The following is a 23,612-nucleotide window of genomic DNA, read 5'->3' on the forward strand; positions in this document are numbered from 1 at the left end:
TCACGCCTCCTGGACATGGGTGGGGTCGTTGGCGGCACCATCGTTACCCAGCCCGCGGACATCGACAAAATGCCCGGCGATCGCCGCCGCGGCGGCCATGGCGGGGCTGACCAGGTGAGTCCGTCCGCCATACCCCTGGCGGCCCTCGAAATTGCGGTTCGAGGTGGACGCGCAATGCTCGCCCGCGCCGAGCTTGTCGGCGTTCATCGCCAGGCACATCGAGCAGCCGGGCTCACGCCATTCGAAGCCGGCATCGAGGAAGATCCTGTCCAACCCTTCTGCCTCCGCCTGGCGCTTCACCAGGCCGGAGCCCGGCACGACCATGGCAAGCATGATCGAGTCGGCCACCTTCTTGCCCTTGGCTACCTTGGCGGCTTCACGCAGATCCTCGATGCGCGAGTTGGTGCAGGAGCCGATGAACACCTTGTCGAGGCGAATGTCGGTAATCTTCTGCTTAGGCGCCAGCCCCATGTAGTCGAGCGCACGCGAGTAGCCACGCTGCACAGTCTCGTCGGCAGAATCAGCCGGATCCGGCACTTCACCAGAAATACCGGTCACCATCTCGGGACTGGTCCCCCAGCTGACCTGGGGCTCGATTTCGGCTGCATCCAGGGTCACCACCTTGTCGAAACGGGCATCGGCATCCGAGACCAGGTTCTTCCAGTCCGCCACGGCGGCCTCCCATTGCGCGGCGGTGGGCGCGTAATGGCGGTCACGCAGGTAGTCGATGGTTGTGTCGTCCACGGCGATCAGCCCGACCCGTGCGCCGGCCTCGATGGCCATGTTGCAGACCGTCATGCGGCCTTCCATGGACAGGTCGCGGATGGCGCTACCGGCGAACTCGATGGCACAGCCGGTGCCCCCCGCCGTGCCGATACGGCCGATGATCGCCAGCACGATATCCTTGGACGTGACGCCGGTGCCGAGCTTGCCTTCCACCCGGACCTGCATGTTCTTCATCTTCTGCGCCAGCAGGCACTGGGTCGCCAGCACGTGCTCGACTTCCGAGGTGCCGATGCCATGAGCCAACGCGCCGAAGGCGCCGTGGGTGGCGGTGTGGGAGTCGCCGCAAACCACGGTCATCCCCGGCAGCGTGGCGCCCTGCTCCGGCCCCACCACGTGAACGATGCCCTGGCGTGGGTCGTTGATCTTGAATTCTTCGATGCCGAACTCGACGCAGTTGTCATCGAGGGTCTGCACCTGTATCAGCGACGTCGGGTCCTTGATGCCGGCGTTACCCTCGGCACGCTCCTTGAGAGTCGTCGGCACGTTATGGTCCGGGGTCGCCAGGTTGGCGTCGAGCCGCCATGGTTTACGTCCCGCCAGCCGCAGCCCTTCGAAGGCTTGCGGAGACGTCACCTCATGCAACAACTGACGGTCGATGTAGATCAAGGCGGTACCATCGCCGCGTTCCTTGACCAGGTGCTGAGACCACAGCTTGTCGTAGAGTGTCTGGCCAGCCATGTGTTCCTCCTGGGCTCATGCCCTGTTATGACGTCGAGAGGGTGAGAAGACGTCGAAACGTTCGGCGCTCACGGGTGCCTCTCTTGGTTGTGAAAGCAGTGTTGCGCGACGTGCCCATAAATGCAATTCATGTTATTTATGGAAGCGATTCCTAAAAGGAATGCAAGTAGGCACCAAGGAGAGTCGATCATGGATACCCAAAGCCTGCAGGCCTTCCTCTGCGTGGCCGATACGGGCAGCTTTTCACGCGCCGCCGAACAGCTGCACCTGACCCAGCCGGCAGTCAGCAAGCGAATCGCGACGCTTGAGGGCATGATCGACGCCCGGCTGTTCGACCGCATCGGGCGCCGGGTCACGCTCACCGAGGCGGGCCGCATGCTGTTGCCTCGGGCCCGCCAGATCCTGGTGATGGTCGACGACAGCCGACGGGCGCTCGGCAACCTCAGCGGCGGCGTGGCGGGCAGCCTGACCCTGGCCACCAGCCACCATATCGGCCTGCACCGCTTGCCACCGCTGCTCAAGACCTACACCCGCGAGCACCCCGAGGTACGCCTGGACCTGCATTTCCTGGATTCCGAGCAGGCGTATCAAGGGGTGCTCGATGGTGAGCTGGAAATCGCCGTGGTGACCCTGGCGCCGACACCCGACCCGAATCTCAACGTCGTTCCCGTGTGGATCGACCGCCTCTGCTTTGTCTGCGCACACGACCACCCACTAGCCGCCAGCGAGCGACCCAGTCTCCACGATCTGTGCGAGTTCGATGCGGTATTGCCGGGCAAGCTGACCTTTACCCGGGGCCTGATCGAATCGAGGTTCGCCGCCGCCGGCCTGAAATTGCCGGTCGCGCTCTCCACCAATTATCTGGAAACCCTCAAGATGATGACCGCCATTGGCCTCGGCTGGAGCCTGTTGCCCGAAGGGCTGGTGGCCGGCGATCTGCACGAACTGGCCGTCGATCATCCCCCCATCCATCGGCCGCTGGGGTATCTTGTCCACCGCAGCAGAACGCTCTCCAATGCGGCCAGCGCCATGCTCGAACGCCTCGAGAATGCCCGCGAATTGCAGGCCAGGGAGTGGCGCCAGTCACCGTGAATTGGTTAGGCTGCTTTGTTTCAGGAGAACGCTTCGTGCCTGCCACTACCGCCACTCTCTCCGCACGACAGGCTGTTGCCGGTTGTCTGATCTTCGCCGGGCTGCTGTTGCAGATCAGCGGTTTCACCAAGCTCGACGTCTCGTCGATACCCGTCAGCTACGCTTTCTGGCTCGCGGTTCTGCTGCTGTGGCGTGACCTCCCCACGCGCACCCGTCGCCAATCGGGTGTCCTCGCCGGGATCGGCTTGGCCCTGTTGATGGCGGCTCATGTCTATTATGAGGCTGACATTGCCTGGCCGAGCATCCTCGACGGCAATACTTTTGTCGTCGCGATGCTGGTTGGGGTGAGCTTCGTCGGTTTGATAGGCGCGCGTCGCGGCAGCTCTCGGCCGCTAGGTCGGCCCATCACCGGCGCGCGCGGTATCGCCAGCACCTGGCTTGGTGTTCATCTACTGGGTACGATTCTCAACCTGTCGACCGTCTTCATGATCGGGGACCGCCTGGCCCGACAGGGGCCCTTGAGCATGCCGCAATACCTGGCCCTCAATCGCGGGCTCTCCAGTGCCGCGCTGTGGTCGCCGTTCTTCGCCTCCATGGGCGTGGTGATGACACTCGCACCGGACATGCACTATCCCCAGGTACTGGCGATGGGTCTCCCGCTGGCGATGGTAGCCGGTGCGCTGACCGTTCTCGAGCTATCGCGACGTTATGCGCTCGATGAGGTCGCGGGCTTCTCGCTGTCTCCGCGCAGCCTGTTGATGCCGGTCAGCATGGCCGCACTGGTCATGCTGTTTCATTACGGCCTGACGCCCAAGCTGTCCATCGTCAGCATCATCACTTTCCTGCTGCCGGCCGTGGCGCTTGCCAGCAACCTTCCGCAAGGCGTGTCCTGGACCCTCAAGCGCTTCCACCAGCACACCATCACGCGTCTACCCGCCATGCGCGGCGAGCTGACGCTTTTTCTTTGTGCGGGACTGCTCACCAAAGGGTTATCGACCTTCGTCGACGCCGCCACCGACAGCAGCTGGCGGCTTTTTGCCCAGTTCGAGGCATTCGAAGCCGTACTGAGCTTTCTCGCCATTGTCGCCAGCGCCCTGGTGGGCCTGCACCCCATCATTGGCGTCTCGGTGCTCGCCTCGATGCTCGATCTAGAGGCCGACCGCCAGACCCTCTTTGCCTTCGTCGGCCTGGCAGCCTGGGCCGTAGGTACCTCCGTCGGCCCGCTCTCGGGCATCAATCTCTCGCTCCAAGGCCGCTACGGCATCAGCGGCAAGCAAATGATGTGCGCCAACCTGGGTTATGCCTTCGCCATGACCGCGCTGGTCATCACGACCATTCTGCTGCTGAAACCTCTCGGAATGCTGGCATAACGCCGAAGGCAGCGCAGCATAGGCGGCTTATAAAGTCGGATTAGGTTTTTAGCTTTTTCCGTCCACTTTCCTGCTTTTTTTTTCGTAAAGAACGAAGCCATTTGGTTGAAGTTATTCGAGAATTTTCAGGGGGCACCGACTGTGTAAATATGTAACGCTTCGTGTCATGGGGAGCCACACCCATCCTTGTCACGATTATAGCGACCTGTATGAGACGTTCATGATTGGATATCGGTACTTTCGTAACAACGAGGTTTTATGGCGTAAGCACCTTGGCACGTTGCTACCTCTATCGATGCCCCATTGTGATGCCGGCGTCAGCCCCTCAAGGGCCATGGTTCTCCTGGCGATCCACCGTGCCTATCTGATCCGCTGGGAATCTGATTTCGACTGCGAAACCCCGACCGAGTGGTGGCACGTCATCAAATCGGAACCCGAGGAACTCGAGGCCCTGAGCGCCAACACGCGCAGCAAGGTGCGCCGCGGCGACAAGCGATTCCTCGTCGAGCCAGCGTCCCGCAAGCAGATCCTCGAGACGGGGCATGCCGTCTATTGCAAGGCTTACGAGCGCTACGACACCTTCGAGCCGATGATGACACGTGAGGACTTCTGCGAGGCCATCATGGCGCTGCCTGCTGAGACCGAGTTCTGGGTCGTGCGCCACCGCCAGAGCGGCGAGATGGTGGCGTTCAGCGAAAACCTGGTGTCGGATGACGCCTGTTTCTATCTTTCCATCTGGTCAACGCCCGACTCGCTCAGACAGTACGCTTCCTACGCGTTGATCTATCGGATGAACCTGCACTACCTCAACGAGCGAGGCCTGAGATACGTCTCGGACGGCGCTCGGAGCATCAGCCACAACACCGGTATCCATGACTTCCTGATCGAACGCTTCGGCTTTCGCAAGGCCTATGCTCGCCTTCATGTCGTCTACTTCCCGTTGTTGTCTCCCGTGGTATTCGCCCTCTACCCCTTCCGTCAGCGCATTTCACAAGCACAGGGCCCGCTCTGTCAGAAGGTCAATATCCTGCTCAAGCAGGAAGCAATCCGCCGTTCCTTCAAACGACATCGCACATCGCAACGCGCGTTGGCCAACTGACTCATCCCAGCCCAACGTCACTGGAGCAGGACCCATGAAACTCTTACGTCGCACATCGCAGAGAAAGAAGAGGGTACTTGATTTTACCCTTGCCGCCATCGGCCTATTGTTGGCCTGGTGGATCATTGCCCTGGCCTGGCTAGCGGCCACCCTCAACACGGGGCGAAATGGCTTTTTCACCCAACGACGGATCGGACGGGGCGGAAAACCCTTCACGCTTGTCAAGATACGCACCATGCGAGACAGCCCCGGCCTCCATACCACCGTGACTCGCGCCAACGATCCACGGATCACCCGGGTCGGTCGCCTGCTGCGTCGTACCAAGATCGACGAGCTGCCCCAGCTCTGGAATGTACTGATCGGCGACATGAGCTTCGTGGGCCCCCGGCCGGATGTCACAGGCTTTGCCGACAACCTGGTGGGGGAGGAGCGGCTATTGTTGCGCGTACGCCCCGGCATCACGGGTCCCGCCACGCTCAAGTATCGTGATGAAGAAGAACTGCTCGAGAAGACCGCGGATCCTGAAACCTTTAACCGTCATGTTATCTGGCCAGACAAGGTGCGCATCAACCTTCATTATGTTCACCAGTGGTCGCTCACGGAGGATTTGAAACACATCTGGCACACCGTGGCGAAATAACAGGGGTGGCAAAACGCTATAAGCTTAGCCAGCTCGATGGGAGCGAAGACGCGTCGCTCCCATACACGCGAAACGGCTGATACCCGGGGCCTGCCGACTAGTCTTCCACGCTATCCGATGCCCGATAGAAATAACGGTGGCCACACTGGTGGCACGGCTCGATGCGTGTCACGCCCTGAAGCTCGACGATGGCTTCGCAGTGCACGCAGGCCATCCGGCCGGGAGCTGCCATCTCGCCTTCGCAATAGTCGGCGCGGGCCGCCTCTAGATCTTCCTCGAACTGCTCGCGCTGAATGCTGCTGCGATCAGCAATCGACAACAGCGACTCGACGACCTTGCGTGACAGCGCCGACAGGTCGATACCCAGCCATGCCGCCACCCCCTCACCGCCGGCGCTGAGATAGCGACGCATATCCTTGAGGTCGCGTTCCACCCAGGCGCGCAGCAACGAAAGCTCGTCCTTGGTGAATTCCTCGAGCTCGGCCTCGAACTCCACCGCCTCGTCGAGCTCCTGTTGCAGATTTTCCCAGGTCAGCTCGTGGGCACCCTCTCGCAACCGGCCAAGCATGCGCGTGTAACTCTCGCGCAGGCGGTGCTCGTGCTGTAAATCCTGCTCACGTTTCATGGTCTTCTCCTTTCGGTCGCGGTGCGCGGCAGATGCCGGCCATAGCCGGACCCTGCCGTGCTGGGGTATCCTTGCGTACCATTTAGACTACATCTTCTCGGCAGTTCAATGTCTTGACGCTTCACGGGTCAGCACTGAGCCGCCGGGCTTTATCCGTAGACTCCTGCAGCCCGCCGGTGCGCTGCAATGACTCCAAGGTACCCGTTGACAGCGATGGACGCACAGTACAAGCCCCACGATATCGAACGCGACGCCCAGCAATTCTGGGACACTCACCAGTGTTTCAAGGCCGTGGAAGACGCCGAGCGCGAACCCTTCTATTGCCTGTCGATGTTCCCCTATCCCAGCGGTAAGCTGCACATGGGGCACGTGCGCAACTACACCATCGGCGACGTGGTCTCGCGCTACCAACGCATGCAGGGCAAGAACGTCATGCAGCCCATGGGCTGGGACGCCTTCGGCATGCCGGCCGAGAATGCGGCGATCCAGAATCGGGTGCCGCCGGCCAAGTGGACCTACGACAACATCGACTACATGCGCAATCAGTTGAAGGCCCTCGGTTTCGCCTACGACTGGAGCCGGGAATTCGCCACGTGCGACAGCAGCTACTATCGCTGGGAGCAGTGGTTCTTCACCAAGCTCGTCGAGAAGGGGCTGGTCTACAAGAAGATGTCGACCGTCAACTGGGACCCGGTGGACCAGACGGTGCTCGCCAACGAGCAGGTGATCGAGGGCCGTGGCTGGCGCTCCGGCGCCCTGGTCGAGCGCAAGGAAATTCCGTTGTGGTTTCTCAAGATCACCGACTACGCCGAGGAGCTGCTGACGGACCTGGACAAGGTCGACTGGCCCGAGCAGGTCAAGACCATGCAGCGCAACTGGATCGGCAAGTCGCGTGGCGTGGAGATGACGTTCGACATCCGGGAAGCCAACGGCCATGCCCTCACGCCGGTCAACGTCTACACCACCCGCCCCGATACGTTGATGGGCGTGACCTACCTGGCGGTGGCGGCCGGCCATCCCTTGGCGAAGCAAGCGGCCGAAGGCAACGTTGAATTGACCGATTTTCTCGAAGAGTGCGCCCAGGGCGGCACCTCCGAGGCGGCGCTGGCCACCATGGAAAAGAAAGGCATGCCCACCGGGCATGTGGCCGTACATCCTCTCACCGGCGATGAAGTGCCCGTTTATGTCGCTAACTTCGTGCTGATGGAATACGGCACCGGCGCGGTGATGGCCGTACCGGGCCACGATCAGCGCGACTGGGAATTCGCCACCAAATACGACATTCCCATCAAGGCGGTGATCGCCGACGAGCACGGCCAGACGCCGGACCTTACCCAAGGCGCCCATGTCGAGCATGGCACGCTGATCCATTCCGGCGAGTTCGACGGCCTCGCCTTCCAGGCCGCCTTCGATGCCATCGCCGCCAAGCTCGAGTCGCTCGGTCGCGGCGAGGTCAAGACTAATTTCCGCCTGCGCGACTGGGGCGTGGCGCGTCAGCGTTACTGGGGCGCGCCGATCCCGGTCAAATACGGTCCCGAAGGCCAGACCGTGCCGCTCACCGATGACGAGTTGCCGGTCGAGCTGCCCATGGAGGTCACCGTCGACGCCACCGGCTCGCCGCTCAAGCGCATGCCGGCGTTTTCTGACCTGGGCGACGGCTGGACGCGCGAGACCGACACCTTTGACACCTTCATGGAATCGTCCTGGTATTACGCCCGCTTCTGCTGCGCGGACAATCCCGATGCCATGCTCGACGAGCGCGCCAATTACTGGCTGCCGGTGGATCTCTACGTCGGCGGCATCGAGCACGCCATCCTGCACCTGCTTTACGCACGCTTCTTCCACAAGCTGATGCGCGACTTCGGCCTGGTCGACAGCGACGAGCCCTTCCAGCGTCTGCTGACCCAAGGCATGGTGATCGCCGAGACCTTTTATCGTCCTGCCAATAACGGTGGCAAGCAGTGGTTCAACCCTGCCGATGTCGAGGTCAAACGCGACGACAAGGGCCGCCCGGTCAGCGCCGTGCTGATTAATGACGGTCAGCCGGTCGCGATGGGCGGCATCGAGAAGATGTCGAAGTCGAAGAACAACGGCGTCGACCCCCAGTCGATGATCGACCGCTTCGGCGCCGATACCGTGCGCTTGTTCATGATGTTCGCCGCACCGCCCGAGCAATCGCTCGAGTGGTCCGATTCCGGCGTCGAAGGTGCCCACCGTTTCCTCAAGCGCGTGTGGCGCCTAGTCGCCGAGCATCTGGAGGCGGGAGAACCCGGCGCTCTGGATGTCGAAGCACTCAACGAGTCCCAGCGAGAACTGCGTCGCAAGACCCACGAGACCATCAAGAAGGCCGGCGACGACATCGGCCGGCGTACCACCTTCAACACCGCGATCGCCGCCGTTATGGAACTGACCAACGCCCTGGGGCGCTTCGAGGATCGCTCGCCACTGGGGCTGGCTGTTGTGCGTGAGGCCATCGAGGCCAGCGTGCTGCTGTTGGCACCGATTGCCCCGCACGGCTGCCACGCCCTATGGCAGACACTGGGACACGCCGACCCGGTGATCGACGCCGCCTGGCCCCAGGTCGACGACGCCGCGCTGGTACGCGACAGCATCGAACTGGTCGTGCAGGTCAACGGCAAGCTGCGCGCGCATATCGAGGTCGCGGCCCAGGCCGACAAGACGGCCATCGAGAACGAGGCACTGGCCGCCGAGAACGTCAAGCGGCATACCGACGGCAAGACCATTCGCAAGGTCATCGTGGTGCCGGGCAAGCTGGTCAATATCGTCGTTGGCTGAGAAGCGATTCCCGGTGACGTCCAAGGTCTGAATGGCCTTCAAGGAGAGCGCTCATGCAACGTCGCACCTTCCTGAACCTTATCCTGGCCGGAAGTGGCACTTTCGTGCTCGCGGGCTGTGGCTTTCGGCTGCGTGGGGTCGGAAGTCCAATGCTCGCCTTGGAATCGCTCGCCCTTTCGGGGGCTGACAGCGAGCTCTTGCGCCTTGCCGGCGAGCGGCTCGAGGCGGCAGGAACGCGCCTCGATGACGATGCTGACCTAGTGCTGAACCTGGGTAATGAAATGTTCCGCGAACGCCAACTCGGCGTGCTGGACAGCGGGACCCAGGAGCGCGAGCTTGAGCTCACCGTCCCCTTCTCGGTGCAACGCCGTGATGGCACCTACCTGCTGGATCAGCAACGCCTCGAGGTGACGACCAGCTTCACGGTGAGTGAGGACAATCTTCTCTCCAATCAGGACCTGCGCGACGAGGCAATGCAGCAACTGCGCCAGCAAGCCGTACAACAGCTTCTGGATCGCCTGCGGAGCCTGGCCGAAGAATGATTCGCCAAAGCATGAAGAAAGCATGAAGAAAAAGTCATGAAGGAGCGGCCATGAAGGTCTTTGCCGACAAGCTTCCCGAGGCGCTGGCGAAGACGCTGCCACCGGTGGTGATTGTCGCCGGCGACGAGCCGCTGCAGCATATGGAAGCCTGCGATGCCGTGCGTCAGGCCGCGCGTTCCGCCGGTATCGAAGAGCGCGATGTCCTGCCCGTGGAAGCCAATTTTGCCTGGGGGCGCCTCACCGAGGCGGCGGCCAGCCTGTCGCTATTTGCCTCGCGTCGCCTGATCGAACTGCGCCTCAACGGTAACAGTCTCGGCCAGGAAGGCGCCAAGGCCCTGAAGGAATACGCCGATGGCCTGAAAGACAGCGAGGATGTGCTGTTGATCGCCATGGGGAAACTCGATTTTCGCCAGCAGAAGAGCGCCTGGTTCCAGGCGTTGGACAAGGCCGGCCTTTTCGTGCCGGTCTGGCCGGTGGACGCCTCACGCCTGGGCTTCTGGCTGCGCGACCGTGCCCAACGCCATGGCCTCAACCTGGAGCTCGGCGCCGCACGCCTGCTCGCCGAGCGCACCGAAGGCAACCTGTTGGCCGCCGACCAGGAGCTACAGAAGCTCGCCCTACTGATGCCGCCCGGCGCACGCGTCACGCCTCAGGAGATTGTCGGGGGGGTAGAAGACAATGCCCGCTACGACGTCTTCGTCCTGGTGGAGGCCTGCTTGAAGGGTGAGCGTGTACGGGTCTCACGCATCATCGAAGGATTACGAGGGGAAGGCGTCGAGCCACCGATCATGCTCTGGGCATTGACCCGCGAGCTGCGCACCCTGCTCTCGCTGCACCAACACATGGACCAGGGACAGAGTTTCGAGCATGCCTGCAAGGCGCAGAAGCCGATGATCTTCGACAAGCGGCGTCCCGCCTACCAGCAGGCACTGGGTCGGCTTCCCGCGAAGCGCTTGCATAAGCTGCTGCTGTTCGCCCAGCGCCTCGATCTTGCCGTCAAGGGCGCCTCGCCCTTGCCGCTCCACGACGGCCTGCATGACCTTGCCCTGACACTCGCCGGAGGGCGCGGCCTGTTGGCCGAGCTGCCCTCTTCCTACCGCATCGGCTGATCGCTCCCTCGGGAGCAGCGGCCTCAGGCTCTCGGCTCGATGTTTCGATCCTGACGTTGAGGGCCAAGGGTATGAAAGCACATGGCATTTTGGCCTATACTGACATAACCAGCATCGCACCTCTCGCCTCGCTTGAGCGCGACGCCTGGCATATCGAGAAACCGGAAGCCGAACCAAAAAGAAGGATGAACCTCATGATGAAGAAGATTTGCCGTTTCCTGAGCCCGCTGCTCATCGCCGCGCTGGTGCTTGGCAGCCTTCCCGTGGTGGCAGCCAGCCAGCCGACGCCGGGAGCCACCCTGATCAGCACCGAGGAAGCATTGAGTGCCGAGCGCGGACAGAGCCATCGTGAGCGTATCCACACGATCCTCGCCCGCGATGATGTCCAGGAGCAACTGGTGGCACAGGGCGTTGACCCGGCGGAAGTCGAGGCGCGTGTCGCCGCCCTCTCGGATGCCGAGGCCGCGCAGATGGCCGACCAGCTTGAAGAGCTTCCCGCCGGTGCCAGCGTTGTCGGTGCGCTGTTTGCGGTCTTCATTATCCTGCTGGTCACCGATATCCTGGGCCTGACTAACGTCTTCCCCTTCACTCGCTGAAGCTGACACAATGTTGACAAGCCGAGTCTGGTACGTCGAGAACGCCCGCGCTGCGGGCGTTCTTGTCTTGCGCAAGCGCCTACGAAAAATTCCGCGGCTCCGCTTTGCAGGGCTTTGTCTGATCTTGCTGCTGTTGACCGGCTGTGCCGCCACGCCGCAACTGGCCGAAACGACGCAGCAGCGACTACCCGAGCGGCTATTGCTCGATGATGTCCCCTTCCATGGCCAACGTGACTATCAATGCGGCCCGGCGGCGCTTGCCATGGTCCTCAATGCCCAGGGCGTCGAGGTATCAGTCGATGCCCTGATTCCCCAGGTATTCCTGCCCGGCCGCGAAGGCAGTGTGCAGCCGGAGATGCTGGCCACGGTTCGCCGACATGGGCGCATTCCCTTCGTGATCGAGGGCAATCTCGATACGCTGCTGACCGAAATTGCCGCCGGCCAGCCGGTCGTCGTGATGCAGAACCTTTCCCTGCCTGCCTGGCCACTCTGGCATTACGCGGTCGCCATCGGCTTCGACCTGGAGGCAGAGGAGTTGATTCTGCACAGTGGGGAAACACCGCAGCGAATCGAGTCCTTCAAGCGTTTTGATGCGACCTGGGCGCGCAGTGATCGGTGGGCCTTCGTGACCCTGGCTCCCGGAAAACTGCCTGAAACCATCAATGAAGATACTGCCATAGAGGCGACCACGGCATGGGAACGCCTTCAGGGTGCCGAGGCTTCATTACCCGCCTGGAATGCTATCGTGGAACGTTTCCCCGGCACTGCCATGGGCCACTTTGCACTCGGCAATGCCCGTCATGCTGTCGGCGATGACGAGGGCGCCATTCACGCCTTCAAACAGGCCGTGACCAACGACCCGAATCTTGCCGTAGGTTGGCTGAATCTGGGTCTCCTTCATCACGCCAGGGGTGAAAACAGCCAAGCGCAGCGGGCGATACAACAAGCGGCCGACCTGCCAGGCAAGTGGCAAGCGCATGCCGAGGATGCACTGAATAGACTATAGGAGCCGTTCGATGGCGTATCGGATCATGCTGAAACGTATCTACCGGCCTGCCGAACCAGACGATGGCGCTCGGGTATTGGTTGATCGTCTCTGGCCGCGTGGCAAGCGCCGCGAGAGCCTGGCGCTTACCGACTGGTATCGTGACGCCTCCCCGTCTCCCGCCCTGCGTCGTCAATATCACCAGCAGGACATCAGTCATGGGGTTTTCGCAGCTCGCTATCGAGGCGAGCTACGCGATCGCCCTGACTGCCTGATCCCGCTGATGCGCCATGCCCGACTGGGTCCGCTCACGCTGCTGACGGCGGCCCGGGATGTTGATTCATCCCATTTACCCATCCTGCAGGAGGTCTTGCTCGCTGCACTTCAGCAAGAAGATGCAGACGACCGTGAATCGGCCTCACCACCTTGTTACCTGAGTGTCCTGCCTCGTAAGTAGCCGAACACATCAAGCATTCCTGTGATGAGCGCCCTGCCACGAATGTAACGGAAGCTCTCACGCCCTGCCGTGATCATCCGCGACGACAGTCCTGCTCGACGATGCCGTGGTGCGACCACATCGCGCAACGCCAGGTCGTGTGCCCAGGCCAGCCGGACTGCCTCGGCATGGCTTTCCTCCAGTGCCAACTGGCGTATTACCAGTCGCCGTGGAAAGAAGCAGAGTTCGACACATGTCCAAGCCAACAGGAAGGCGGCCATGCCCCACCACCACTGCCATTCTCCACCTCCCAGCTGCACTATCAGGTAGAAGAAAAGCGGCGCGAGAAGCCCTCCCCACCATACCTGATGGATTCCCAGGAAGCGGTTCGCTCGTAACATTTCCCTGCGCACCTCACGTGGCGAACGGGCGATGGGAGGTACGGTCATGGTTATATTGTTCATCGCTGCACCGCATTATTTGTCTGACCACCATTAATGAGCCCAACACATCACGGCTTGAAAGGTTCTCGGACAGGAGTACAAAACGCCACAACCACCTTTCAGGAGCCTAGCCGTTACAAAACGGACTCGCCGTATACATAAAGTAACACAAATTCTGAATTTGCGCTTTTTGATCGACCAGCGCATAAAACTAGCCTAGCGAATTGATGAGGAGACGATGAGAGGAAAGCGAACGGCGAGGGAACAAGCGGTTAAATAAAGGGAGCAGGCGGCTAAAAGGTGAGAAGCGAGGTCTTCCGATGCCCCGTGGTTAGTCAAGCCGACCCACGCAGGAATCGGGGCGAGTAGAAACTCGCCACTCCTTTGGTAGTGAGTAAAACGCTGGAAGGGGCGCGGGTGGCTCCATCGGTCCTATCGCAAACCGAGTCGGCCTGCTGACCGTACAACTAGGAGCCTGCCCCTTCCCACGGTGGCTTAACGCGGATAATTCAGAGCTGGGGAGTCTTCAACGAGTCCCCACGGCCCATAGCGTAGTAGAGCAGACCGGCACGCTTCACTGTCTGCGGATCGTAAAGGTTGCGACCATCAACGATCACCGGGGTGGCCAGGTTAGACTTGAGCCACTCGAAATCGACCGTACGAAAATCTTTCCATTCTGTGCAGATTACCAGTGCGTCGGCCCCTTTCACCGCCTGGATACGGTCGGCCACGAGAGTCAGATCATCACGCTCGCCATAGATCCGGCGACATTCCTTCATTGCCTGAGGGTCGAAGGCCTGCACCCGGCCCCCGGCGTTCCAGACCGCCTCCATCAGCGTGCGGCTGGGGGCGTCCCGCATGTCGTCGGTGTTGGGTTTGAAGGACAGACCCCATAGGGCGATGGTCTTGCCTGTCAGATCCCCATCGAAAACCTGGGAGAGCTTGGTGAAGAGGTTCTTCTTTTGTCGGCGGTTGACGCTCTCAACAGCGTTGAGAAGTTCAGCCTGATAGTCCACGTCGGCGGCGGAGCGCGCCAGCGCCTGCACATCCTTGGGGAAACAGGAACCACCGTAGCCGCATCCGGGATAGATAAACTGGTAACCGATGCGCGGATCACTGCCGATACCGTGACGCACCTGTTCCACGTCCGCCCCCAGCCGCTCGGCCAGGTTGGCGATCTCGTTCATGAAGCTGATCTTGGTGGCCAACATGGCGTTAGCCGCATACTTGGTCAGCTCAGCGGATCGCACATCCATGTACATGAGCTTTTCATGGAGGCGGTTGTAGGGTGAGTAGCACTCACGCATCAACTCCTTCACCCGCTCCGAATCGGTGCCCACCACGATGCGAGCCCCGTAGGTAAAATCCTCGATGGCCGCGCCTTCCTTGAGAAACTCCGGATTGGAGCAGACATCGAAGTCGATCGTTTCACCACGTGCCTCGAGGGCATTGGCCACCGCGGCATGAACCCGGTCGGCGGTGCCGACCGGTACCGTCGATTTGTCGACAACCACCTTGTATTCGTTCATATGCCGACCGATGGTGTCGGCCACCGCCAGCACATACTGGAGGTCGGCGCTGCCGTCCTCGTCCGGTGGCGTACCCACCGCGATGAACTGCAGGGTACCGAAAGCCACTGCCTCGGCCGGGTCGGTGGTGAATTGAAGGCGTCCATTGGCGACATTGCTCTTCACCATGCTTTCGATTCCCGGCTCATAGATGGGAATCTCGCCATCACGCAACCTAGCGATCTTGTCGGCATCCACATCCATGCACAACACGTCGTGGCCCACATCGGCCAGGCAGGTACCGGTCACCAACCCGACATACCCCGTTCCGAAAATTGTGATCTTCATTACCTGTCTCCCGATATAGCCAGTTCAAACATCAATATTTACGTTGTAGGTATTGGCCTCGACCCTCGCCGCAGACCTCGACCTCTCATACGCCATAATATTCGCGGTACCACCCCACAAAGCGCTGGGCGCCCTCTTCCACCTTCACCTTCGGTCGATAGCCAGTGGCAGCGAACAACGCTTCAGTATCCGCCCAGGTACGTGGCACATCGCCGGGCTGCATGGGCTGATAATCGCAGACCGCTTTCTTGCCGATAGCGGTCTCCACGGCGCGAATGAAGTCCATGAGCCCCACCGGGCTACCATGGCCGATGTTATAGAGCGCATACGGCGCACTACTGCTATCCGGTGATCCCTGGGAAGGTTTCCACTGTGGATTCGAGGCAGGCGTCACCGCCTGGATACGCACCACGCCCTCGACGATGTCGTCGATATAAGTGAAATCGCGCGACATATCGCCATGGTTGTATACCTGGATCGGCGTACCTTCGATGATTGCCCGGGTGAACTTGAACATGGCCATGTCGGGCCGCCCCCATGGCCCATAGACCGTGAAGAAGCGCAGCCCCGTGGTAGGCAGGTCATAGAGATGAGAATAAGTATGCGCCATCAGCTCGTTGGCCTTCTTGGTGGCCGCATAGAGACTGACGGGGTGGTCTACGCTATCGCTGGTAGCGAAAGGCATGCGGTCGTTCATCCCATAGATTGAGCTGGACGAGGCATAAACCAGATGCTTGACGTCGTGTCGACGGCAGCCCTCAAGCACGTTCATGAAGCCCATCAGGTTGCTGGTCGCATAGACATGCGGATTCTCGAGCGAATAGCGCACCCCCGCCTGGGCGGCCAGGTGAATGACTCGATCAAAGCGGTGTTCCGCGAACAGCCTCGCCATTCCTTCCTGATCGGCCAGGTCCAGTTTCACGAAGCGCACATCGTTACAATCTGCGAGATCCTTGAGGCGTGCCTGCTTGAGCGAAACCTCATAATAATCGTTGAGATTATCGATACCCAGTATCTCGTGCCCTTCCCCCGAGAGGCGTTTGGCCACGGCATGTCCGATGAAACCGGCCATGCCGGTGATCAAGAATTTCATTGTTGCCCTCGTTCCTTGGTGTCATCTGGCAACCTGAATGTAACCAAATGTGTCTTGAGCAGCGCCCAGCATGCCACGATTAAACCTAGATAGCCGCTCAATCCTCTCACATCGCGGAGCATGGATTGTGTCAGACCAAAATCCACGAAAGCGACGATAACCATCAATCCTGAAAGCGCGAGAGTTCTCGTCTGTGCATCGTGACTTCGATGCAGGTGACGAGCGAACAGCCAGAACGGAATTCCATACAACGCGGCCAGGGTCATCAACCCCAACAGCCCTCGTCTTGCCGCAGTATCGATGATGTCGCTGTGTAGCTGGTCATAGAGACTCACGTCGGGATGCACTACGCCCTCGTCGATCATGACATCCCGAGCCGCCTGCAGCCGCCCCTCGCCCCAGCCCAACAGCGGCTGTTCCAGGAACAGCTTTCCACCGGCATGCCACATATCCAGTCGCAGCCCGACTGAGCTGCCGCTATCGCCCTCCTCGACATAGCCACGGACATCATTGAACGCTCTCTCGATGCGCTCGGAAACCCCGTAATCGGTGATGGCGGTCATTGCCACCAGCCCGACCACCAGCAGCCAGAACCCCGCCGCGACCATCAACATCTGACGTGGTGGAAAGACCCGGCGAAACGCCCGGAATCCCATCCAGAACAACAAGGGCACTGCCACCCAGCCACCGCGAGTACCGGAAAGGAAGGAAGCGGCAAAGCCAGCCACCGATGCCAATCCAAGCGCGGCGGTCAGCCAAGCAGAAGGGCGCCGTGGGCGGGATAAGCGCCCCAGCATCGCCACCAGGGCGAGCACACCCAACAGCAAGGAGATATTGCCGAAGGGAATGGCGTTCATGTCGTTATCGGCGCGGTAGGCACCCAACACGAATCGCTCATGCACAGCGATGGCACCAGCTCCCAACCCTCCCACCACCAGACCCAGCCACCAGCCGATGCGCAAAGGGGGATGGCGGCGCAACCACACCAATAGCACCGCGGCCAGCAGCGGCCACAGCGGTAATAGCCAGCCTCGCCCATGTTCTGCGACTGGCCAGATGCCGGTGCGCAACACATCCCAGCACCATGTAAAAGCAAACGCAGCCAACGCCAGTAGCCAGAGGAGATCTTCGCCATCCAACAGGGCCGGGCCGTGCCGAGCCGTATCGCGTACGAGATTGCGCGCTGGATCGTGTGCCAGCAACCAGGAAAGCGCCAGCAGTCCACCCGCCAGCGGGACAGCCGCATATCCCCACGGCACCAGGATCAGCAACGATACGAAGGCCCATAGCAACAGCGTGTTGCCCGCCCGCCAAGGGTCATCGCCCAGTGCGACCATCTGTTGCCGGATTGCCGACTGCGACATTCATCATGCTCCTGAGCTCCGCCAGTCGGCGTATCCTGACATTTCCTAGACCGAGACGATGTTCTCTTGATGAAGGTATGACCAGGCTGTGCCCGATATCGCTCCAGCACCATCCAACTGTCATGCCGTGTTGCGGGATAATAATTGTTACATTTCTTTACGTCAAAGAGCCGCTGCCTGCGGCCTGCAACCGTTCGGTCAATAACGCCTGAGCTTCCTCGATCAACGTCTGAAGATGCTCCGGTCCTCGAAAGCTCTCGGCATAGACCTTATAGAGCAATTCGGTTCCACTGGGGCGGGCGGCGAACCAGCCATTGGCCGTTGTCACCTTCACTCCGCCGATCGGTGCCTGGTTTCCCGGAGCAGTAACCATTACCCCCACGACGGGGTCGCCGGCCAGTTCCTCGACAGCCAAACTTTCGGCGTTCAGCGCCTTGAAGGCCTGCTGCTCGCGGCTGCAAGGGGTGTCCACACGGCGATAATGAGGCTCGCCATGCTGTGCCGTGAGTTCCCGATAGTATTCGCTGGGGCGTTTGCCGGTGACCGCCAGGACCTCGGCTGCCAGCAGGCAGAGCAGGATACCGTCCTTGTCCGTGGACCAGGGATGACTATCAAAGGTGAGAAAGCTCGCCCCGGCGCTTTCCTCACCGCCGAAGGCCAGCCAGCCCTGATGAAGGCCCTCCACGAACCACTTGAAACCCACCGGTACCTCGAACAGCTCGCGCCCCCGATCCGCCACCACCCGGTCGATCATCGAGGAAGACACCAGCGTCTTGCCGACCTTCAGCGCTTCCGACCAGCCTGGACGATGGGTGATGAGGTAGTCGATGGCGACCGCCAGATAGTGGTTGGGGTTCATCAGGCCGGCAGCATCGACAATACCGTGACGGTCGGCGTCGGGATCATTGCCGAAGGCCAGATCGAAGTCATCTTTCATTGCCAAGAGGTTGGCCATCGCCGCCGGGCTGGAACAATCCATGCGTATCTTGCCGTCGTGATCCGGCGGCATGAAGGCGAAGCTGTCGTCAATGGCGGGATTGACCACCTCAAGATACAAGGCGTAGCGCTCCGCGATGGCCTGCCACACTGGCAAGGCCGTGCCTCCCATGGGATCGGCCGCCAGCCTGAGGTTCGAGGCGGCGATGGCCGGCATGTCAACCACCTCGCCCAAGGCCGCCACGTACTCGCCCACGAAGTCGTGACGCTGAGCATTCGCCACCGCTTCCTCGAGTGGCACGGTGGCAATTGCCGTCACCCCTTCGGCGAGGTAACGGTTAGCGCGGCGTTCGACCCAGCCAGTGATCTCACCCTCGGCCGGGCCGCCATGGGGCGGGTTGTACTTGATACCGCCATCCTCTGGGGGGTTGTGCGAAGGTGTGATGATCAAGCCGTCGGCCTGCACCGCCCCGCCCTGGGCGTTGTGCTTCAGGATGGCACGGCTGACCAGCGGCGTGGCGGTAAGTGCACCATCGCGTTCGACGCGCACCTCCAGCCCATTGGCGGCTAATACCTGAAGGCTGCATTCCCAGGCGGGCCGGGAGAGCGCATGGCTATCGCGCCCGAGGAAAATCGGCCCCTGAATGCCAGCCTCGCGACGATAATCGACTACCGCCTGGGTGATGGCCAGTATGTGCGACCGATTGAAGGATCCCACATCAGCGCGGCCGCGATGACCGGAGGTGCCGAAGCTGACCGCCTGATCCGGCGTCGCCGGGTCGGGCTGGATATCATAAAATGCCTGAATGACTGCCTGCATCGATATTGCCTCCCTGCTTGGATAAATCAGCCGCCTTGGCGGGGTCATTGTACCCAGCCCTGATAAAGGTCGGCCGTGCACTCACAAAGTGCCTCATTCGAGATATACGGCCAGTTGTCCCAGGCGCTCGTAGATGGCGCGCTCGCTCTTGTGCAACTGAGTCGCCGAGGGCACCCAGTAGCCTAAGCTGTTGGTCAGCGCACGCCCTGCCAGGTAGTGCGTGGGTGCCGCCAGTGGCTTCAGCCCGGCGCGCCGGAAGTGCTGGATCGCTCGGCTCATGTGCGAGGCCGAGGTGACCAGAACCACCCGGGCTCCCTCACCCAGCGACTCGCGTACCGCCCGCGCCTCCAGGCCGGTGTCCGTCGGGGTATCCAGTACCTGCAAGCGAGCTGACGGTACGCCAAGCTGTCGTGCAGCCTCGGCATAGCCTCGAGCGACGGGTTCTCGTTCGGGATCGCGACTGGCGCCCGTCACGACCAGCGGCAACGCGGAACGCTGGCGCCACAGCCGCACCCCTTCCATCAGGCGAATGGCGGAACTCTGGTTCAGCTTGGCAGTGATTGGCCAGGGGGCTGCGTCGTGCCAACCGCCTCCCAGCACCACTATCGCTGCAAGGTCGGCTTCTACCGGCAGGTCGTGCAAGGCCTCGTACTGCGTTTCGAGGGGCGAAATCAGGCGGTCTGCTATCGGCGCCCAGCTCAACAGCAACAGCAACAACAGCGCCGCTACGGACATGGCAAGGCCAAGGCGGCGGCGTCCTGCCTTGACCAGCAGCAGACCCAGCAACAGCAGACTCAGCAGGACGGGAAGCGGCATCAACAGTTGAGCCACCAGTATCTTCAACAAGTCATACATAAAGGCTTAGCCAAGCTTCCCTATCCAACTGTCTGTCGCCTCGGTCAGTAGCTTGTGCACCTGCTGAAAAGCCTCCTGACTCTTGCGATAGGGATCAGGTATCTCACGCCCTTGGCCGCCGTCGAGCCAACGACCCAGGAGCATGGTCTTACCCAGGGCGGCAGGGTCCAGCTGGCCGACCGCCAAGCGCTGACCATCGGACATCACCAGCACCAAATCGGCGCCCTGCAGAATCTCGCTGGTGACCTGGCGCGCCTCGTGAGCGCTGACGTCAAGCCCCGCGCCTTCAGCCAAGGCACGTGCTCTGGCCTCCACGCCTCGGCCTTCCAGGGCGTTGAGACCAGCGGTCTCGACATGCTTATGGGGTAGCTGGGCGGCCAGCATGGCGCCGGCAACCGGGCTGCGGCAGATGTTACCGGTGCATAGCACCAGAATGCGCTCGAACATGGTGTCCTATTCGTTGATATTCAATATGTTATAAAAATCTAAAGCTACCTGCCCGAAGGGCTGGTCAATGCCGGTAGACAGATTATACGGTTCCAGCGGATGGCCATGGCGGAGACAGATAAGCCACACCCCGATTCCATCGGTGTGCAGTTGGCGATGGTAACAGCCTCGCTGTGACGAATGTCGAACTCCTGGACGCTCATCAGTATCGTGCCGCCTTCTTGCGCCCCGCCATTCCCGAAGATACCTGAGGCCTCGACACTTGTCTCGTTGATTCCGGCCGCCACGTGAGACGCCTCGGTCCGAGAGGTCGGCTCACGATTCGGCGCCAGGTACCCCCGGGGCCGCGAATGAGCGGTCACCATGATAGCGAAAGAAACAGGGCAAAGGAGCACCTGCGGGGTATTTTGGCTCCGCTATATGCAACAAAGTGTCGCAGCGCCATCCCGAAGCCAGCGACGTTTAGGCAGCGATGACAGCTTGGCGGGAGGAGCAATCAACTAATGCAAACCAAGTCCCTCATACTCGCTTAAGGTTTAGCCTCAGAATAAACCTGATTAATAATACCAGATTCTCTAGACATATCTGACCAGGAAATTTCTTAAGGGCAATTCAATCCTGCCTCTCTTGAAAGTAAAAGCCATTGCCACTCAATGATATCCCCCGCTACCCCCGCCAGCATGCTGCCGCGCCGAAAGCGCTGCCTCGTCACCGTCAGTCCTTTTATCGGCGCTTTCATTGTTCATGCTTTCTCGCCAAGCCGACCTTTAACCTCAGACTTTCTCATTTCAAGGATGGAAAGTTAACTAGCTATTTTTTGTTATAAATTGCAATTTACTTATTTACCGTCAGCGCTGCATTTTGCTCGTTATATCAAGTTTCTGGCGCCCTTCTGCTTAGTAAAACCAACTTGGGAAGTCAGCTAAGGTTTCATATTCTTGGTAACATTATTTAACAAATCGGCAAAGGATCTGATCCATGGTGGCGATGCTTAATCGGCTGTTTCGTTTGCCACGTCGGCAGAAACGTCTTATCCAGCTGTCGATTGATAGTGTGCTGCTAACGGCGAGCTTCTTCCTGGCCCTCTGGCTGCGACTGGAAAGCTGGGCACCCTTGATGTCACGCGAAATCTGGCTGTTATGGTCGGGTGTGCTGCTGGTGAGCCTGTTGCTGTTTACGCGGCTGGGTTTCTACCGCAGCGTGATCCGCTACATGAGCGCCAAGGCACTGCAGTCTCTGGTGGTCGGCATTGCGTCTTCCAGCGCCCTGCTGTTGATGGCCTCGCTATTCTCGGACGCGCTGCCCCGTTCGTCGGGCCTTATCTACGCTATGTTGGCCATGCTGACCGTGGGCGGCATACGTTTCATCCTTCGTTCACTGCACCTGCGCAATCAGCGACGCGACAAGACCCGGGTGATCATCTATGGGGCGGGTGCCGCCGGCGCCCAGCTGGTGCACACGCTGCGTCAGGGCTCAGAATACTCGCCAGTAGCTTTCATCGACGACTGGCGCGGTATGCAGACGACCTACGTGGAAGGATTGAAGGTCTACAGCCCCGATGTGCTACCTCGTCTGTTGAAGGACTACGGGGCCAAGCGCATCCTGCTGGCCATCCCCAGCGCGCCGCGTAGCCGCCGCCAGGAGATCCTGCGCGTGCTGGAGCCGCTCCCGGTGCCCGTTCAGACCCTGCCCAGCATGGAGGACGTCATTGCCGGCCGTGCACGGCTCAACGAGATTCGCGACGTGACCGTTGAGGACCTGTTGGGTCGAGATCCGGTACCTCCCAACCAGACGCTGCTGGATGCCAATATCCGTGGCAAGGTGGTGATGGTGACCGGAGCCGGGGGCTCCATCGGGTCGGAGCTGTGCCGCCAGGTACTGGAACAGGGACCGCGTCAGCTTTTGCTGTTCGAGTTCTGTGAGTACTCGCTGTATACCATCGAGCGTGAGCTGCAACAGCGTGTGAGCGACAAGAAGCTGAACGTTTCTGTGAAGGCATTGCTCGGTTCAATCCAGGATCGTCAGCGCCTCGACAGCGTATTGCGAATCTTCGGCGTGGAAACGATTTACCACGCCGCCGCTTACAAGCATGTACCCATGCTGGAGAACAACAGCATCCAGGGCATCCTCAACAACGTCTACGGCACCTTGGCCATGGCCGAAGCGGCTATTGACTGCGGAGTGGCGACGTTCGTGCAGGTATCAACCGACAAGGCCGTACGCCCGACCAATGTAATGGGTACCACCAAGCGGCTCGCCGAACTGGTCTGTCAGGCACTCGCCGACCAACAGACGAAGACACGTTTTACCATGGTGCGTTTCGGCAATGTGCTGGGCTCTTCCGGCTCGGTGGTGCCGTTGTTCCATGAGCAGATCGCCCGCGGTGGTCCGATCACGGTGACGCATCCGCAGGTGACCCGTTATTTCATGACCATTCCCGAGGCCTCACAGTTGGTGATCCAGGCCGGCGCCATGGGTACCGGTGGCGATGTCCTGGTCCTCGACATGGGGGAACCGGTGAAGATCGCTGACCTAGCCACCGAAATGATTCGCCTGTCGGGTCTGGAGGTACGCAGCGAGGCGAATCCTGATGGCGATATCGAGATCAGCTACACGGGGCTGCGTCCTGGCGAGAAGCTCTATGAAGAGCTATTGATCGGGGAAAATGTATCCGACACGGCCCATCCACGGATCATGGCTGCCAAGGAGGACTACTGGTCGTGGGAGCGGCTTGAGTCTTACTTACAGGAGCTTTACCAAGCCATCCAGACACGCCGCCACGACAGGATCCGCGAGTTGTTGATCTCAGCCCCCACCGGTTATGCGCCGCGCGACGACATCGCCGACCTCGAGTGGCTCGGCCGCTCGCCCTCACCTTCCTGGCCGGCGCAGCCCGTGGCGATTCCTGCCGACCGCGTGCGCAGTTCGGGAGAGGCCATGTCTCCGGCACTGAGATCGTCGTCTTTCGGTAGATAACGCGGGGCTACCTAATGCCAACAGGGACATGGCGGCCGTAGCCGCCATGTCCCTGTTTCATTTCAGAT

General features: G+C 60.7%; 20 protein-coding genes. 11 read left to right on the forward strand and 9 right to left on the reverse strand.

Features of this window, described 5'->3' with window-relative positions; all coding sequences use genetic code 11:
- Positions 1-1,464, reverse strand: coding sequence for a 3-isopropylmalate dehydratase large subunit (gene leuC / locus BM341_RS01710; RefSeq protein WP_089792280.1), 1,464 nt, complete (start codon positions 1,462-1,464; stop codon positions 1-3).
- A gap of 189 nt (positions 1,465-1,653) precedes the next feature.
- On the opposite strand from leuC, the gene BM341_RS01715 reads away from it, so the two are divergent.
- The 4 genes from BM341_RS01715 to BM341_RS01730 all read left to right on the forward strand — a co-directional run bounded on the left by BM341_RS01715 (position 1,654) and on the right by BM341_RS01730 (position 5,665).
- On the forward strand, positions 1,654-2,556 hold the full coding sequence (locus BM341_RS01715; protein ID WP_089792282.1) for a LysR family transcriptional regulator: 903 nt from the start codon (positions 1,654-1,656) through the stop codon (positions 2,554-2,556).
- Positions 2,557-2,591: 35 nt separating this feature from the next.
- Entirely contained in the window at positions 2,592-3,926 is a 1,335-nt protein-coding gene (locus BM341_RS01720; RefSeq protein ID WP_089792284.1) for a hypothetical protein, read from the forward strand.
- A gap of 295 nt (positions 3,927-4,221) precedes the next feature.
- Entirely contained in the window at positions 4,222-5,025 is an 804-nt protein-coding gene (locus tag BM341_RS01725; protein WP_175507770.1) for a GNAT family N-acetyltransferase, read from the forward strand.
- A gap of 34 nt (positions 5,026-5,059) precedes the next feature.
- Positions 5,060-5,665: a sugar transferase gene (locus BM341_RS01730; RefSeq protein WP_089792288.1), complete on the forward strand. Its 606-nt coding sequence runs from the start codon at positions 5,060-5,062 to the stop codon at positions 5,663-5,665.
- Positions 5,666-5,762: 97 nt separating this feature from the next.
- On the opposite strand, the gene BM341_RS01735 is transcribed toward BM341_RS01730, so the two are convergent.
- Entirely contained in the window at positions 5,763-6,290 is a 528-nt protein-coding gene (locus tag BM341_RS01735) for a zinc ribbon-containing protein (protein WP_089792290.1), read from the reverse strand.
- A 213-nt stretch (positions 6,291-6,503) separates the two neighbouring features.
- On the opposite strand from BM341_RS01735, the gene leuS reads away from it, so the two are divergent.
- From leuS to BM341_RS01765, 6 genes are all read left to right on the forward strand, one after another.
- Positions 6,504-9,086, forward strand: a complete 2,583-nt coding sequence (gene leuS, locus BM341_RS01740; RefSeq protein WP_089792292.1) for a leucine--tRNA ligase — start codon at positions 6,504-6,506, stop codon at positions 9,084-9,086.
- 53 nt (positions 9,087-9,139) lie between these two features.
- Complete coding sequence (locus BM341_RS01745) at positions 9,140-9,628, forward strand: LPS-assembly lipoprotein LptE (protein WP_089792294.1); 489 nt, start codon at positions 9,140-9,142, stop codon at positions 9,626-9,628.
- Positions 9,629-9,678: 50 nt separating this feature from the next.
- The gene (gene holA, locus BM341_RS01750; RefSeq protein ID WP_089792296.1) at positions 9,679-10,737 is read left to right on the forward strand and encodes a DNA polymerase III subunit delta; all 1,059 of its coding nucleotides are present in this window, start codon (positions 9,679-9,681) and stop codon (positions 10,735-10,737) included.
- Positions 10,738-10,934: 197 nt separating this feature from the next.
- Positions 10,935-11,333: a PA2779 family protein gene (locus BM341_RS01755; RefSeq protein WP_089792685.1), complete on the forward strand. Its 399-nt coding sequence runs from the start codon at positions 10,935-10,937 to the stop codon at positions 11,331-11,333.
- 10 nt (positions 11,334-11,343) lie between these two features.
- Positions 11,344-12,339, forward strand: coding sequence for a PA2778 family cysteine peptidase (locus BM341_RS01760; protein WP_089792298.1), 996 nt, complete (start codon positions 11,344-11,346; stop codon positions 12,337-12,339).
- Between the two features lie 10 nt (positions 12,340-12,349).
- Positions 12,350-12,775, forward strand: coding sequence for a DUF488 domain-containing protein (locus tag BM341_RS01765; RefSeq protein ID WP_089792300.1), 426 nt, complete (start codon positions 12,350-12,352; stop codon positions 12,773-12,775).
- On the opposite strand, the gene BM341_RS18905 is transcribed toward BM341_RS01765, so the two are convergent.
- The 7 genes from BM341_RS18905 to BM341_RS01795 form a co-directional block, all read right to left on the reverse strand.
- Complete coding sequence (locus BM341_RS18905) at positions 12,748-13,203, reverse strand: hypothetical protein (RefSeq protein ID WP_139232959.1); 456 nt, start codon at positions 13,201-13,203, stop codon at positions 12,748-12,750. The two genes, BM341_RS01765 and BM341_RS18905, sit on opposite strands and share 28 nt — an antisense overlap.
- Positions 13,204-13,706: 503 nt before the next feature.
- Positions 13,707-15,053 (reverse strand): UDP-glucose dehydrogenase family protein, encoded by a 1,347-nt coding sequence (locus BM341_RS01770; protein ID WP_089792303.1) that lies wholly within the window; start codon positions 15,051-15,053, stop codon positions 13,707-13,709.
- 85 nt (positions 15,054-15,138) lie between these two features.
- Entirely contained in the window at positions 15,139-16,146 is a 1,008-nt protein-coding gene (locus BM341_RS01775) for an NAD-dependent epimerase (RefSeq protein WP_089792305.1), read from the reverse strand.
- Positions 16,143-17,510 carry an O-antigen ligase family protein gene (locus BM341_RS01780; RefSeq protein ID WP_089792307.1) on the reverse strand — a complete coding sequence of 456 codons (1,368 nt, stop codon included), beginning with the start codon at positions 17,508-17,510 and terminating at the stop codon, positions 16,143-16,145. The genes BM341_RS01775 and BM341_RS01780 overlap by 4 nt, the downstream gene beginning before the upstream one ends.
- 157 nt (positions 17,511-17,667) lie before the next feature.
- Positions 17,668-19,266: a phosphoglucomutase gene (locus BM341_RS01785; protein WP_089792309.1), complete on the reverse strand. Its 1,599-nt coding sequence runs from the start codon at positions 19,264-19,266 to the stop codon at positions 17,668-17,670.
- Between the two features lie 93 nt (positions 19,267-19,359).
- Positions 19,360-20,121 (reverse strand): ElyC/SanA/YdcF family protein, encoded by a 762-nt coding sequence (locus BM341_RS01790; protein WP_089792311.1) that lies wholly within the window; start codon positions 20,119-20,121, stop codon positions 19,360-19,362.
- Positions 20,122-20,127: 6 nt separating this feature from the next.
- Complete coding sequence (locus BM341_RS01795) at positions 20,128-20,568, reverse strand: low molecular weight protein-tyrosine-phosphatase (RefSeq protein WP_089792313.1); 441 nt, start codon at positions 20,566-20,568, stop codon at positions 20,128-20,130.
- 978 nt (positions 20,569-21,546) lie between these two features.
- Between BM341_RS01795 and BM341_RS01800 the strand changes: the two genes are divergently transcribed.
- A complete protein-coding gene (locus BM341_RS01800; protein WP_089792315.1) occupies positions 21,547-23,544 on the forward strand; it encodes a polysaccharide biosynthesis protein in 1,998 nt (665 codons plus the stop codon).
- Positions 23,545-23,612: the final 68 nt, after the last annotated feature.

It is taken from the genome of Halomonas korlensis, from assembly GCF_900116705.1.
Lineage (GTDB): Bacteria > Pseudomonadota > Gammaproteobacteria > Pseudomonadales > Halomonadaceae > Halomonas > Halomonas korlensis.

What these genes read in the sequence shown, in the direction of transcription:
- holA (WP_089792296.1), top strand. Translation starts at nt 9,679, where the DNA reads ATGAAGGTCTTTGCCGACAAGCTTCCCGAGGCGCTGGCGAAGACGCTG.
- BM341_RS01770 (WP_089792303.1), bottom strand. Translation starts at nt 15,053, where the DNA reads ATGAAGATCACAATTTTCGGAACGGGGTATGTCGGGTTGGTGACCGGT.
- leuS (WP_089792292.1), top strand. Translation starts at nt 6,504, where the DNA reads ATGGACGCACAGTACAAGCCCCACGATATCGAACGCGACGCCCAGCAA.
- BM341_RS01735 (WP_089792290.1), bottom strand. Translation starts at nt 6,290, where the DNA reads ATGAAACGTGAGCAGGATTTACAGCACGAGCACCGCCTGCGCGAGAGT.
- BM341_RS18905 (WP_139232959.1), bottom strand. Translation starts at nt 13,203, where the DNA reads ATGACCGTACCTCCCATCGCCCGTTCGCCACGTGAGGTGCGCAGGGAA.
- BM341_RS01755 (WP_089792685.1), top strand. Translation starts at nt 10,935, where the DNA reads ATGAAGAAGATTTGCCGTTTCCTGAGCCCGCTGCTCATCGCCGCGCTG.
- BM341_RS01795 (WP_089792313.1), bottom strand. Translation starts at nt 20,568, where the DNA reads ATGTTCGAGCGCATTCTGGTGCTATGCACCGGTAACATCTGCCGCAGC.
- BM341_RS01800 (WP_089792315.1), top strand. Translation starts at nt 21,547, where the DNA reads ATGGTGGCGATGCTTAATCGGCTGTTTCGTTTGCCACGTCGGCAGAAA.
- BM341_RS01730 (WP_089792288.1), top strand. Translation starts at nt 5,060, where the DNA reads ATGAAACTCTTACGTCGCACATCGCAGAGAAAGAAGAGGGTACTTGAT.
- BM341_RS01790 (WP_089792311.1), bottom strand. Translation starts at nt 20,121, where the DNA reads ATGTATGACTTGTTGAAGATACTGGTGGCTCAACTGTTGATGCCGCTT.
- BM341_RS01725 (WP_175507770.1), top strand. Translation starts at nt 4,222, where the DNA reads ATGCCCCATTGTGATGCCGGCGTCAGCCCCTCAAGGGCCATGGTTCTC.
- BM341_RS01760 (WP_089792298.1), top strand. Translation starts at nt 11,344, where the DNA reads ATGTTGACAAGCCGAGTCTGGTACGTCGAGAACGCCCGCGCTGCGGGC.
- BM341_RS01765 (WP_089792300.1), top strand. Translation starts at nt 12,350, where the DNA reads ATGGCGTATCGGATCATGCTGAAACGTATCTACCGGCCTGCCGAACCA.
- BM341_RS01745 (WP_089792294.1), top strand. Translation starts at nt 9,140, where the DNA reads ATGCAACGTCGCACCTTCCTGAACCTTATCCTGGCCGGAAGTGGCACT.
- BM341_RS01775 (WP_089792305.1), bottom strand. Translation starts at nt 16,146, where the DNA reads ATGAAATTCTTGATCACCGGCATGGCCGGTTTCATCGGACATGCCGTG.
- BM341_RS01785 (WP_089792309.1), bottom strand. Translation starts at nt 19,266, where the DNA reads ATGCAGGCAGTCATTCAGGCATTTTATGATATCCAGCCCGACCCGGCG.
- BM341_RS01780 (WP_089792307.1), bottom strand. Translation starts at nt 17,510, where the DNA reads ATGTCGCAGTCGGCAATCCGGCAACAGATGGTCGCACTGGGCGATGAC.
- BM341_RS01715 (WP_089792282.1), top strand. Translation starts at nt 1,654, where the DNA reads ATGGATACCCAAAGCCTGCAGGCCTTCCTCTGCGTGGCCGATACGGGC.
- leuC (WP_089792280.1), bottom strand. Translation starts at nt 1,464, where the DNA reads ATGGCTGGCCAGACACTCTACGACAAGCTGTGGTCTCAGCACCTGGTC.